We start from the raw sequence: 12,373 nt of genomic DNA on the forward strand, positions 1-12,373 counted from the left end.
GCGCGGGACGGTACGGGCGCCCGGGCCCCGCGCCGACCACCGTCCGAGGAGGACCCCATGGGCACGACCGACGTGACGCCACGGCCGGACTCCGGGAGCGGCCGGCTCCGGTCCTCCGGATGGGCGGCCGCCCTGGCGGCGGTCCTCCTCACCGCCGGCTGTGCCGTCGCCGGTGCCGGCGGCGTCGCCACCCCACCGGCGGGTCCGACCGGTGCTCCGGCCCCGGCCGCCGACCAGTTCACCCCGGTGGTGGCGTCCACCCTCGACGCGGGATCGGCACCGGTCCTCGGCACCGACGGCCGGCTGCACGTCGTCTACGAGATCCAGCTGACCAACGCCAGGCCCGAGCCGGCGACGCTGCAGGAGATCCGCGTGCTCGACGGCGAGGACCCGGACAGGGAGGTCGCCGTCGTCGGTGGCACCGACCTCGCCGACGTCCTGCGCGACCTCACCGGCAAGACACCGGCCGGTTCCCTGGAGATCGAGCCCTTCGTGTCCCGGCTCGCCCTCCTCCACGTGTCCTTCGGCTCACCGGCCGAGGTCCCCGCGTCCCTCGTCCACCGCTTCGTGCTCACCACCGTGCCGCTGGGCGGGGACGGACCCGAGACGCTGGACTACACCGCCGCGCCCTACGAACTGTCCGGCACGCCGCCCGTCCTCGGACCGCCCCTCGCCGGCGACCGCTGGGTGGCCATCAACGGCTGCTGCGGGGCCGACGGGATCCACCGCGACACCGTCCTCCCGGTGAACGGTCACCTCGCCGACACCCAGCGGTTCGCCATCGACTACATGCGGCTCGACGACGAGGGCCGGCTCGTCACCGGGGACCCGGCGGCCGTGGAGTCCTACCACGCGTACGGTGCCGAGGTCCTCGCGGTGGCCGACGCCACCGTGGTGGCCACCCTCGACGACCTCCCCGACCAGGTGCCGGGTCAGCTGCCGGACCCGTCGACCATCACGCTGGCGAACGTCGACGGCAACCACGTGGTCCTGGACCTGGGGGACGGCCACCACGCCTTCTACGCGCACCTGCAGGCGGGGTCGGTCACCGTGGAGCCGGGTGACCGGGTCCGCCGGGGCGAGGTCTTGGGACTGCTGGGCAACAGCGGGAACACCTCCGCCCCGCACCTGCACTTCCACCTCATGGACGGGACCTCGGTCCTCGGCTCCAGCGGCCTGCCCTACACCTACGACGCCTTCGACCTCGTCGGCGCCCTCGACGCCGACCAGTTCGCCGCCGCCACCTCGCTCGAGGGGGTCTGGGACGTGCACCTCCGGCCGGCGCCGGAACCGCGCACGGAGCAGTTCCCGCTCGACCTCGACGTCCTGGACTTCCCGGAGTCCTGACCGGGCAGCGGACGCCGGGCACCAGCGCGACGACGACGGCGCCCCGCCGACCTCGACGGGTCGGCGGGGCGCCGGAGGGTGTCGCCGGTGCCGGTGTCAGCGGCCGGCGGCTCCGTGGCAGGCCTTGTACTTCTTGCCCGACCCGCAGGGGCACGGCGCGTTGCGGGCCGGCTCCTTGGTGCCGGTGACGGTGGCGGTCTTGGCCGCCTTCGCCCGGCCGCTCTCCTTCGCCGACGGGTCCAGCGACGGCGCCGAGTAGCTCAGGTTCTCCTGCCGGCGCGGCTCGTCGAGGCCCTTGACCGCCAGCTGCGGGCCGGTGCCCGACGGCGAGGAGGCCGACGGGGACGGCGCGTCGTCCGCCGGAGCCGCGTGCCGGCCACCGCTGCGCACGCCCGGCCGGCCCGCCGGGGCGCCCGTCGAGCGCCGGGCGGCGGGCTTGGCCGCCGGCTTGGCCACCGGCACCGGGGCGGCGGCGGGAGCCGGCGCGGCGCCGTCCCCCTCGACCGGGGCCCCGTCCGCCGGAGCGGGGGCCGGGGCGGCAGCGGCCGCGGCGGCCTCCCGGGCGGCGGCCTCCTGGGCGGCGCGCTGGCGGGCGAGCACGCGGGCGGTGCCCTCCTGCGCGGCGGCCAGCGCCTTCGCCTCGGCCTCGGCCTGCTGGGCGCGGGCCTCGGCCTCCTGCTGCTCCTTGGTCTTGACCTCGAGGTTGAACAGGAAGCCGACCGACTCCTCCTTGATGCCGTCGAGCATCGCGGAGAACATGTCGAAGCCCTCGCGCTGGTACTCCACGACCGGGTCGCGGTTGGCCATCGCGCGCAGGTGGATGCCGGCCCGCAGGTAGTCCATCTCGTAGAGGTGCTCGCGCCACTTGCGGTCGAGCACGCTGAGCAGCACCCGCCGCTCGAGCTCGCGCATGACCTCCGCGCCCAGCGCCGCCTCGCGCTCGTCGTAGGCGCGGTGGACGTCGTCGAGCAGCTCCCGCTTGAGCACGTCGGCGGTCAGCGCGGCCTGCTCGCCGTCGGCCACGCGGTCGAGCAGCTCCGCCTGGTCCAGGCCCACCGGGTACAGCGACTTCAACCCCGTCCACAGCTTCTCGAGGTCCCAGTCCTCGGCGTAGCCGGTCTCGGTCGCGCCGTCGACGTAGGCGCCGACGACGTCGTCGAGCATGTGCTGCACCTGCTCGTGCAGGTCCTCGCCGTCGAGGACCTTGCGGCGCTCGTCGTAGATGACCGTGCGCTGCCGGTTGAGGACCTCGTCGTACTTGAGGACGTCCTTGCGGACCTCGAAGTTCTGCTGCTCGACCTGCGTCTGCGCCGAGCGGATGGCCCGGGTGACCATCTTCGACTCGATCGGCTGGTCGTCGGGGACGCGCAGCGTGGTCATCATCGACTCGAGCATCGGGCCGTTGAACCGGCGCATCAGGTCGTCGCCGAGGGAGAGGTAGAACCGCGACTCCCCCGGGTCGCCCTGCCGGCCCGACCGGCCGCGCAGCTGGTTGTCGATGCGGCGGCTCTCGTGCCGCTCGGTGCCCAGCACGTACAGGCCGCCGGCCTCGGCGACCTCCTCGTGCTCGGCCTTGACCTGGTCCTTGGCCGCCTGCAGCGCCTCGTCCCAGGCGGCCTCGTACTCGTCGGGGGTCTCCGACGGCGACAGGCCGCGGGCCCGCAGCACCTCGTCGGCGATGAACTCGGGGTTGCCGCCGAGCTGGATGTCGGTGCCGCGGCCGGCCATGTTGGTGGCCACGGTGACCGCGCCGAGCCGGCCGGCCTGGGCGACGATCGCCGCCTCCCGCGCGTGGTTCTTCGCGTTGAGCACCTCGTGCGGGATGCCCCGGCGCAGCAGCAGCTTGTCGAGGATCTCGGACTTCTCGACGCTGGCGGTGCCGACGAGCACCGGCTGGCCGGCCTCGTGCCGCTCGGCGATGTCGTCGATGACGGCGTCGAACTTCGCCTTCTCCGTCTTGTAGATGACGTCGGAGCGGTCCTCGCGGACCATCGGCCGGTTCGTCGGGATCGGGACGACGCCCAGCTTGTAGGTCTGGGAGAGCTCGGCCGCCTCGGTCTGGGCGGTGCCGGTCATCCCGGAGAGCTTCTCGTAGAGCCGGAAGTAGTTCTGCAGGGTGATCGTGGCGAGCGTCTGGTTCTCGTCCTTGATCTGCACCTTCTCCTTGGCCTCGATGGCCTGGTGCATGCCCTCGTTGTAGCGCCGGCCGGCCAGCACGCGGCCGGTGAACTCGTCGACGATGAGCACCTCGCCGTTGCTGACGATGTACTGCTGGTCGCGGTGGAAGAGCTCCTTGGCCTTCAGCGCGTTGTTCAGGTAGCCGATCAGCGGGGTGTTGACCGCCTCGTAGAGGTTGTCGATGCCGAGCTGGTCCTCGACGAACTCCACGCCCTCCTCGGTGACGGCGACCGTGCGCTTGGCCTCCTCCACCTCGTAGTGCTGGTCGCGCTTCATCAGCGGCACGATCCGGGCGAACTCGACGTACCACTTGCCGGCCGACTCGGCCGGGCCGCTGATGATCAGCGGGGTGCGGGCCTCGTCGATGAGGATGGAGTCGACCTCGTCGACGATCGCGTAGTGGTGGCCGCGCTGCACGAGGTCGGCCTTGGACCAGGCCATGTTGTCGCGCAGGTAGTCGAAGCCGAACTCGTTGTTCGTGCCGTAGGTGATGTCGCAGGCGTACTGCTCGCGGCGGTGGGCCGGCTTCTCCCCGGACAGGATGGTGCCGACGCTGAGGCCGAGGAAGCGGTGCACCCGGCCCATCCACTCGGCGTCGCGCTTGGCCAGGTAGTCGTTGACCGTGACCACGTGCACGCCCTCGCCGGTGAGCGCGTTGAGGTAGGCCGGCAGCACGCCGGTCAGGGTCTTGCCCTCACCGGTGCGCATCTCGGCGATGTTGCCCAGGTGCAGCGCGGCACCGCCCATGAGCTGCACCCGGAAGTGCCGCTGGCCCAGCGTCCGGGTGGCGGCCTCCCGCACGACGGCGAAGGCCTCCGGCAGCAGCTGGTCGAGGGTCTCGCCGTCGTCCAGACGCTGCTTGAACTCGTCGGTCTTGGCGCGCAGCTCGGCGTCGGTCAGGTCGGCGACGTCGTCGGAGAGCAGGTCGATCGCGTCGGCGATCCGCTCCAGTCGACGGACGAGCTTGCCCTCTCCGGCACGGAGGATCCTCGAGAACACCACGGGTCCAGCGTAGGCGGCCCGCCGGGCATGCCGGGGAGGCCGCACGCGGCCCGCGGCGGTTCAGCGCCGGACCAGGCGCCTCTCCCGCGGGTCGAGGACGACCTCCCGGGCCCCCTCGCGCAGGCCGTCGAGCACCGCGCCGACCACCTCGCCGCGGTCGTGCCCGGCGGGCAGCCGGGGCGGGGTGCCGGCGAGCGCCCGGTCGACCAGGCCGGTGTCGACGTGCGGCGGCCGCACGTCGAGGACCGCGATCGACCGGCCGCGCAGCTCCCGCCGCAGCACCGCGGCCCACGCCGACAGCGCCGCCTTGCTCGCCGAGTACTCGGCCATGCCCAGCGTGGGCGCGTCGGCCACGATCGCCGACAGCAGGACGACGGCGCCCCCGTCGGCCAGGTGCGGCAGCGCGGCGCGCACCAGGCTCATCGGCGCCAGCGTGTTGACGGCGAACAGCTCCTCGGTGACCGCGTCGTCGGCCTCGGCGGCCGGCCCGAAGGCGACCACGCCCCACGCGACGACGACGGCGTCGAGGCCCCCGAGGGCCGCCGCGGCGTGCCGCACCGCGGCCCGGACCGCCTCGACGTCGACGGCGTCCGCGGCCCGCGCGGGGGCGCCGCCGAGCTCGGCGGCCAGCGCCTGCAGCCGGCCGTCGTCGCGCCCGGTCAGCGCCACCCGCGCGCCGGCCCCGGCCAGCGCCCGCGCCAGGTCCCCGCCCAGCGCCCCCGTCGCACCGGCCACCAGCACCCGCGCCCCCGCCAGTTCCACGGGCGGCCGGTGCCCGCCGTCCCGGCCCCCTAACCTCTCCGCGTGGCCCACGACCCGCACGATCTCGCGCCGGAACTGCTCGTCTTCCTCACCGAGCGGCACCTGGCCACGCTCACCACGCTGCGCGCCGACGGCAGCCCGCACGTCGTCCCCGTCGGCGTCACCTTCGACCCCGCCACCGCCACCGCCCGGGTGATCACCTCGCGCGGGTCGGCCAAGGCGCGGCACGTGCGCGACGGGCAGGCGCGGGTGGCCGTCTGCCAGGTCGAGGGCCGGCGGTGGCTGACCCTGGAGGGGACGGCCGTGGTCCGCGAGGACGCCGCGTCGGTGGCCGACGCCGAGGCGCGCTACGCGCAGCGCTACCGCGCCCCGCGGGAGAACCCGCAGCGGGTGGTCCTGGAGATCTCGGTCGACCGGGTGCTGGGCAACGCGTGACCATCAGGGCATGACCGCTCCTCGGCCCCGTCCGGAGGCTCGTCGCGAGCGCGCGAGCGATGAGAGGGACGGGGTCCTTTCGCTGACCGGCGTCGACCTCACCACCGAGGTGGTGAGCACCGCCCGCCTGCTGCTGCGCCCGATGCGCGAGGACGACGTCGACCCCGTCTTCCGGGCCTGCCAGGACCCGACGACCCGGCGCTGGCTGACCGCGCTGCCCTCCCCCTACACCCGGGACTCCGCCGCCGACTTCGTGCTGCGGGTCGCCCCGGGCGGCCGCGCCGCCGGCACCGACCTCGGCTGCGCGATCGAGGCCGACGGCGCGTTCGTCGGCGCCTGCGGCCTGCACCACCTGACCGGCGGCCGGCTGGGGCCGGAGATCGGCTACTGGATCGCCCCGTGGGCCCGCCGGCGCGGCTACGCGGCGGAGGCCGCCGCGGGGCTGGCGGTCTGGGCGCTGACCCGCGGGGCGCCGCGGGTGCACCTGTTCACCGACGTGGCGAACACCCCGTCGCAGGCGGTGGCGCGCCGCGCGGGCTTCACCGAGGAGGGCGTGGTGCGCCGGTGCCTGGAGTACCCGGACGGCACGCGCGGCGACGCGGTGCTCTTCGGCCGGGTGGCCGGCGACTGAGCGCGGGGACCCGGCGAGGTGGCCGGGTCCCCGCGAGGGGTCAGCGCGGGACGACCGTGGGCTCGGTCGGGGCGGGTCGGGCGGAGGCCGACCCGGCGGTGGTGGACGCGGCGGTGCTGGATGCGGCGGTGCCGGCCTCGCCGATCGGCGGGTCGACGAGCCGGATGAGGCCGTAGTCGAAGGCGTGCCGCCGGTAGACGACCGTCGGGCGGCCGGTGTCGGCGCAGTGGAAGAGGTAGAAGTCGTGCCCCACGAGCTCCATCTCGAGCAGGGCCTGGTCGACGGTCATCGGGGTGGCGGGGTGGTGCTTCTCCCGCACGACCCGCCCCGGCAGGTGCTCGTCGGGGTCGGTGGCCAGCGGTTCGCCGTCGACCTGCAGGCCGGGCTGCTGCCCGAGCTGCTCGTCGAGGTCGGGGACGCCCACCGCCGGGGTCTGCAGCGGGGCGGCGTCGGCGGCGGACACGCGGACGCTGGGCGGCGTGCGCCGGCCGTGGTGCACGCGCCGACGGTCGTTGGCGCGGCGCAGGCGGTTGTCAAGCTTGGCGCAGCTCAGGTCGAGGGCGGCGTAGAAGTCCGGCGCGCTGGCCTCGGCGCGGACCACGGGGCCCTTGCCGCGCAGGGTGATCTCCACGCGCTGGCAGTTGGCGGATTGTCGGGGGTTCTTCTCGTGGAACAACTCGACGTCGATGCGGGACAGCTTGCCGTCGAACCGCTCGAGCTGGCCGACCTTGTCCTCCACGTGCTGCCGGTAGTGCTCCGGCACCTCGACGTTGCGGCCACGGACCACGATCTCCATAGGACCTCCCGGTCGTCGGGTGTGACCGATGCCACGCTAGTCGCTGTCCAGGGGGCCGGACAGTCGATCGAGACGGTCTCGCTATGACTCCCCGGCGGCCATCCGGGATCGGTCTGACGACCCCCCGGGTGGCCGCGCGGGAAGGGCGCGGGCGGCCGGTCGCGGGGTGGCGGCGACCACGGCGGCCAGCAGCGGGACGTCGCCGTCGCGGCGGATCGCGGTCAGCGCGGCGGCCGCCTGGGTGAGCGTCGCGCCGCTGGTGACGACGTCGTCGACGACCACGAGCACCGCTCCGGACGGCACCGCGGCCCGCCGGGCGGTGAAGGTCCCGGCGAGGTTGGCCCGCCGCTCGGCGGCGCCCAGCCCGGCCGAGTCGCGCACCCGGCCGGTGCGGGCGAGCAGGCGGGCCTGCCGGGCGTCGACGCCGGCCGCCCGCAACTCGGCCACGGCGGCGACGGCGAGCTCGCGCACGTGGTCGCGCCCGCGCGCCCGCAGCGCGGCCCGGCTCGGCGGCACCGGGACCAGCAGCAGCGGCCGGCCGGGCAGCAGCGCGGCGTGCACGCCGGCGGCGAGGGCCAGCGCGGCGCCCAGCGGCCCGGCCAGCTCCGCCCGGCCGCGCTCTTTGAAGGCGACCACCGCCGGGCGCACCGGCCCGGCGTAGGCGCCGGCGGCCACGGTCGGCGGCATCCCCCACGGCACCCGCCGCGGTGCGGCCTCCCGCGGCCGGGTCAGCAGTGCGCCGCAGCGCCGGCACAGCACCGGCCCGGGGACACCGCAGCCGGCGCAGGTGCGCGGCAGGACGAGGTCGGCGAGGGCCGCCGCGAGCGCGCGCACCGCTCCACCCTGCGGCGGGCGGCGGCCGCCCGGGCGGCCGCCGAGGGATCTGTGGACGGGCCGGCCGCCGACCTCACACGGGGTAGAACGGCTCGGTGCCGGGCACCGGCTGCTGGCCGCGGATGAGGGTCACCCAGGTGCCGCCCGACAGCTCCCACACCGAGCCGCCGGCGCTCACCAGCGGGTCCTGCCCCGGTGCGGCGGCCAGGGCCGTGGGCGGGCTGGGCAGACCGGCGGTGGGCACCTCCTCCAGCCCCCAGCCGTCGACGCCCACGAGGAAGGGCCGGACCCCCTCCTCCCCACCGTCGGCCGCGAGCACCATGAGCCGGCCGGCCGTCCGCCAGGCGACGTCGGAGACCGCGCCCAGCGACGGCACGACCTCGCGCAGGTCGCGCAGGACGACCGACCCGTCGTCGGAGCGCACCACGATGCCCACGTACAGGTCGGAGGTGTCGCCGTTGCGGACGACGACGGCGGCGCGGACCCCGTCGGGCGAGAGCTGCAGCGCCGTCGCCCGGCCGCGCTCGGCCAGGGTGGGGGCGTTGACCGGCTGCGGCGACCCGCCGGCGGGCACCCGCACGACGGTCGTCTCGTCGCGGACCACCCAGAACTCCGACCGGGTCGCGGCGACGGTGGGCACCGACAGCCGGCCCGCGGGGGGCATCACCGGGGCGAGGTCCTGGCCGTAGCGGCCGGCCAGCAGGGACGCCGTCCCGCCGCTGACCGAGACGCCCACCATCTCGGTCAGCGCGCTGGTGCGGGGGTCGGCCGACACCGCGGCGGCGGTGAGGGCGTAGGCGCCGGTGCCGGCCGGTCCGGGCGCGGGCTGGGCGTCGACGGTCATCAGCCGCCCGGCGTCGAGGTAGTGCCCGCCGGCGTCGGCGGGCACCGACTCGGGGCTGAAGGCGGCCCAGTCGTCGGAGCGCTGCACGGCCGGCGGGCCCTCCAGTGGCAGCGGGTCGCCGTTGGTGGCGATCTCCACGGAGCTGACGCCGTCGAGCTGGTCGAGGGTCCAGACCAGCTGGGCGCACAGCTGCGACAGCTGGGCCGGCGGGGTGTCGCCGAGGCCGGCGAGGTCGACGGTGACGGTGGACCCCGAGACGGTCACCGCCCGGGTCAGCGTGACCCCGGCGAGGGCGTTGTCGACGCCGGCGGCGAGCGCCGGGGACGGGCCGTCGATCAGCCGCTGCACGAGCGTCGTCGGCTGGGCCTCCCCGCCGAGCAGGTAGCGCGGGTCGGGCACCACCCGCTGCCCGGTCGGGTCGACGAAGTAGGCGGCGAGGTCGTCGTAGAGCCGCTCGAAGTCGGGCACGAGCATGACCAGGCCCTCGGGCGGGTTGGCGATCCGCCACTGCCCGCCGACCTCGGCGAGGGCGAACTCGTGGGTGAACACCCCGGTGCCGGAGGCCGCGGTGAACACCCCGCGGGGATCGATGGTGCCCACCAGCTCACCGGTCATGGCGACGGTGCCCGCGTCGGTGGTGACCGTGGCGTAGTCGGCGCCGACCAGGGTGATGCCGGTCTCGTCGGACCAGGTGGCCGCGGCGTCGGGGGTCAGGTGGTCGCGGGCGACCGGGTGCCGCTGCACGGTGCTGGCCGCGGCGTCGACGAAGCCCCGCACGATCTCCTCCGGCGGGGCGTCGGGGGCCGGGCCGATCGGCTCGATGCCCACCTCGCCGGCCGGCCGGGTCGGCGCCTCGGTGATCGCCACCGGCGAGGACGAGGAGGGCACGGTGGAGCAGGCCGGGAGCAGCCCCAGCACGAGCGCCGCGACGACGGCCGGGCCGCGTCTCACCGCCGCACCGCCGGCCGCCGCACGATCGTCGGGCGCAGGGGCAGCGGGGAGCTGGTCAGGTCGGCACCGGCGCTGAGCGGGACGGTGAGCCGGAACTGCGCGCCGAGCCCCGGCTGGCCCCAGACCTGCAGCCAGCCGCCGTGCAGCCGGGCGTCCTCGAGGCTGATCGACAGGCCCAGGCCGCTGCCGCCGACGGTGCGCACCCGGGAGGGGTCGGCCCGCCAGAACCGGTCGAAGACGTGCTGCGCGTCGGCCGAGGACAGCCCGACGCCGTGGTCGCGGACGGTCACCGCGGCCGCCGTCCGGTTGGCCGCCAGCGTCACCTCGACCGGCTTGCCGCTGCCGTGCTCGATGGCGTTGCCCACCAGGTTGCGCAGGATGCGCTCCACCCGGCGGGCGTCGACCTCGGCGATCACCGGGTCGGGCGGGCAGGTCACCTGCAGCTCGCAGCCGTGCCGCTCGGCCAGCGCCGACATCCCGTCGGTCACCCGCCCGACGAGGACGCCGAGGTCGGTGGGCGCCCAGTCGAGGACGGCGGCCCCGGCGTCGTAGCGGCTGATCTCGAGCAGGTCCGACAGCAGCCGCTCGAAGCGGTCGAGCTCCTCGTGCAGCAGCTCGGCCGAGCGGGCCACGTGCGCCGGGAAGTCCCCGCGCGACTCGTGGAGCACCTCGGCGGCCATCTGCACGGTGGTCAGCGGGGTGCGCAGCTCGTGGCTGACGTCGCTGGTGAAGCGCTGCTGCAACTGCGACAGGCCCTCCAGCTGGGTGATCTGCCGCTGCAGGCTGTCGGCCATGGCGTTGAAGCTGGTAGCCAGCCGGGCCAGGTCGTCCTCGCCGCGGACGGCCATCCGTTCCTCGAGCTGCCCCTCGGCCAGCCGCTGCGCGGTGCCGGCCGCGCGGCGCACGGGGTCGACCACCAGCCGGGTGACCAGCACCCCGATGCCCGCGACGAAGAGGGTCAGCGCGATGCCGCTGATCGCCACCGTGCTGCGGATCAGCGAGAGCGTCTCCTCCTCCTGGTCGAGGGGGAAGGCGTAGTACAGCTCGATCTGGCCCGCCGACGACGCCCCGCCGGGGACCTGGGACCCGACCAGCAGCGTCGGCCGGGGCTGGCCGGACCGGTTGGGGACCATCGCGTACTGGTAGGACTGCCCGCCGCCCCGGACGTCGGCGCGCAGCCCGTCGGGCAGCGCCGAGTAGATCCCGGGCCGGCTGGACGCCGGCGGCCGCTCGGTGTCGCCGGTCCGGTAGACCATGACGACGTCGAAGCTGCCGGCCGACCCGCCCCGGGTGAGCAGCTGCTTGACGGTGCGGTCCAGCGTCGTCCGCACGCTGGCCGCGTCCCCGGCGGCGATGCCGACCACCTCGGTCTGGGCGTAGAAGACGCCCGACTGCACCTGGTCGATGGCCGCCTGCTCCTTGACGGTGAGCAGCTGGGTGCGGATCTGGCTGAACAGCACCAGGCTGACGATGACGACGACCGTGCCGGCCACCACCATCGTGATCGCGCCGATGCGCACGTGCAGCGAGGACCGCCAGGCCGAGACCGCGGCGGCCAGCAGCGCGCGGCCGGCCCGCCGGGCCCGGCCGGCCCGCCGGCGCACGCCGCGGCGCAGCGTGGGCAGGTCGCGCGGCAGCCGCCGGGCGGTGCGCGGTGCGGCCGGCGCGGGGACCCCGGTGTCCCCGGTGTCGTCGGTGTCCTCGGCGGCGGGGGCGGCCCGCTCGGTGGTGCTCACCGGCGCACCCGCGGGGCGCAGGTCACGGCGGGCCGGCCTTGTAGCCCACGCCGCGGACGGTCAGCACGATCTCGGGCTTCTCGGGGTCGCGCTCGATCTTGGCGCGCAGCCGCTGCACGTGGACGTTGACCAGCCGGGTGTCGGCGGCGTGGCGGTAGCCCCACACCTGCTCGAGCAGCAGCTCGCGGGTGAACACCTGGCGGGGCTTGCGGGCCAGCGCCACCAGCAGGTCGAACTCCAGCGGGGTGAGGGCGATCGCCTGGCCGTCGCGGGTCACCTGGTGGGCCGGGACGTCGATCTGCACGTCGCCGATGGCCAGCGTCTCGGCCTGCCCGGTCTCGCCGCGGCGCAGCTGCGCGCGCACCCGGGCCACCAGCTCCACCGGCTTGAACGGCTTGGTCACGTAGTCGTCGGCACCGGCCTCGAGACCCTGGACGACGTCGATGGTGTCGCCCTTGGCGGTGAGCATGACGATCGGGACGGTGGACTGGGCCCGGATGTCCTGGGCGATCTGCAGCCCGTTGCGGCCGGGCAGCATGAGGTCGAGCAGGACGATGTCGGGCCGCGTCTGCTGGAACACCGACAGCGCCCGGTTGCCGTCGGAGACGAAGGCGGGGTCGTAGCCCTCCCGCCGCAGCACGATGCCGAGCATCTCGGCGAGGGCGGCGTCGTCGTCGACGACCAGGACGCGGCCGCGACTGGGCCCGTTGTTCGCTGCGGTCGGAGGCACGAGACCATTCTGCGACGTCACGGGCCGATCACGGCGGCGCCGGACCGGCGTGCCGGTCCGGCGCCGCCCATGGTGCCCGGATCGGGCCGGGTGGAGCCGGGATCAGGTGACCTGATCCCCGGGCGTC

The 12,373-nt window shown here is 75.4% G+C and carries 10 protein-coding genes; 3 read left to right on the forward strand and 7 right to left on the reverse strand.

From position 1 onward, the window contains the following. Positions 1-57: 57 nt before the first annotated feature. Entirely contained in the window at positions 58-1,347 is a 1,290-nt protein-coding gene (locus ACI780_RS01070) for a M23 family metallopeptidase (RefSeq protein ID WP_456871958.1), read from the forward strand. Between the two features lie 96 nt (positions 1,348-1,443). Here ACI780_RS01070 and secA read toward each other — a convergent pair whose 3' ends face one another. Continuing rightward, positions 1,444-4,527 carry a preprotein translocase subunit SecA gene (secA, locus tag ACI780_RS01075; RefSeq protein ID WP_457000453.1) on the reverse strand — a complete coding sequence of 1,028 codons (3,084 nt, stop codon included), beginning with the start codon at positions 4,525-4,527 and terminating at the stop codon, positions 1,444-1,446. Positions 4,528-4,587: 60 nt separating this feature from the next. Next, positions 4,588-5,289: an SDR family NAD(P)-dependent oxidoreductase gene (locus ACI780_RS01080; RefSeq protein WP_457000454.1), complete on the reverse strand. Its 702-nt coding sequence runs from the start codon at positions 5,287-5,289 to the stop codon at positions 4,588-4,590. A 42-nt stretch (positions 5,290-5,331) separates the two neighbouring features. Between ACI780_RS01080 and ACI780_RS01085 the strand changes: the two genes are divergently transcribed. Beyond that, on the forward strand, positions 5,332-5,724 hold the full coding sequence (locus ACI780_RS01085) for a pyridoxamine 5'-phosphate oxidase family protein (protein ID WP_457000455.1): 393 nt from the start codon (positions 5,332-5,334) through the stop codon (positions 5,722-5,724). A 112-nt stretch (positions 5,725-5,836) separates the two neighbouring features. After that, positions 5,837-6,355: a GNAT family N-acetyltransferase gene (locus ACI780_RS01090; RefSeq protein ID WP_457000457.1), complete on the forward strand. Its 519-nt coding sequence runs from the start codon at positions 5,837-5,839 to the stop codon at positions 6,353-6,355. Positions 6,356-6,395: 40 nt separating this feature from the next. On the opposite strand, the gene hpf is transcribed toward ACI780_RS01090, so the two are convergent. The 5 genes from hpf to mtrA form a co-directional block, all read right to left on the reverse strand. Then, positions 6,396-7,151 (reverse strand): ribosome hibernation-promoting factor, HPF/YfiA family, encoded by a 756-nt coding sequence (hpf, locus tag ACI780_RS01095; protein ID WP_456871963.1) that lies wholly within the window; start codon positions 7,149-7,151, stop codon positions 6,396-6,398. Between the two features lie 81 nt (positions 7,152-7,232). Next, complete coding sequence (locus ACI780_RS01100) at positions 7,233-7,985, reverse strand: ComF family protein (RefSeq protein ID WP_457000459.1); 753 nt, start codon at positions 7,983-7,985, stop codon at positions 7,233-7,235. 73 nt (positions 7,986-8,058) lie between these two features. Beyond that, the gene (locus ACI780_RS01105) at positions 8,059-9,780 is read right to left on the reverse strand and encodes an LpqB family beta-propeller domain-containing protein (RefSeq protein ID WP_457000461.1); all 1,722 of its coding nucleotides are present in this window, start codon (positions 9,778-9,780) and stop codon (positions 8,059-8,061) included. After that, on the reverse strand, positions 9,777-11,516 hold the full coding sequence (mtrB, locus tag ACI780_RS01110) for an MtrAB system histidine kinase MtrB (RefSeq protein WP_456871966.1): 1,740 nt from the start codon (positions 11,514-11,516) through the stop codon (positions 9,777-9,779). Before mtrB ends, ACI780_RS01105 begins: the two co-directional genes overlap by 4 nt. 22 nt (positions 11,517-11,538) lie before the next feature. Next, positions 11,539-12,246: an MtrAB system response regulator MtrA gene (gene mtrA, locus ACI780_RS01115; protein ID WP_089402256.1), complete on the reverse strand. Its 708-nt coding sequence runs from the start codon at positions 12,244-12,246 to the stop codon at positions 11,539-11,541. Between the last annotated feature and the right edge of the window lie 127 nt (positions 12,247-12,373).

This window comes from Geodermatophilus sp. SYSU D00814 (assembly GCF_054050055.1).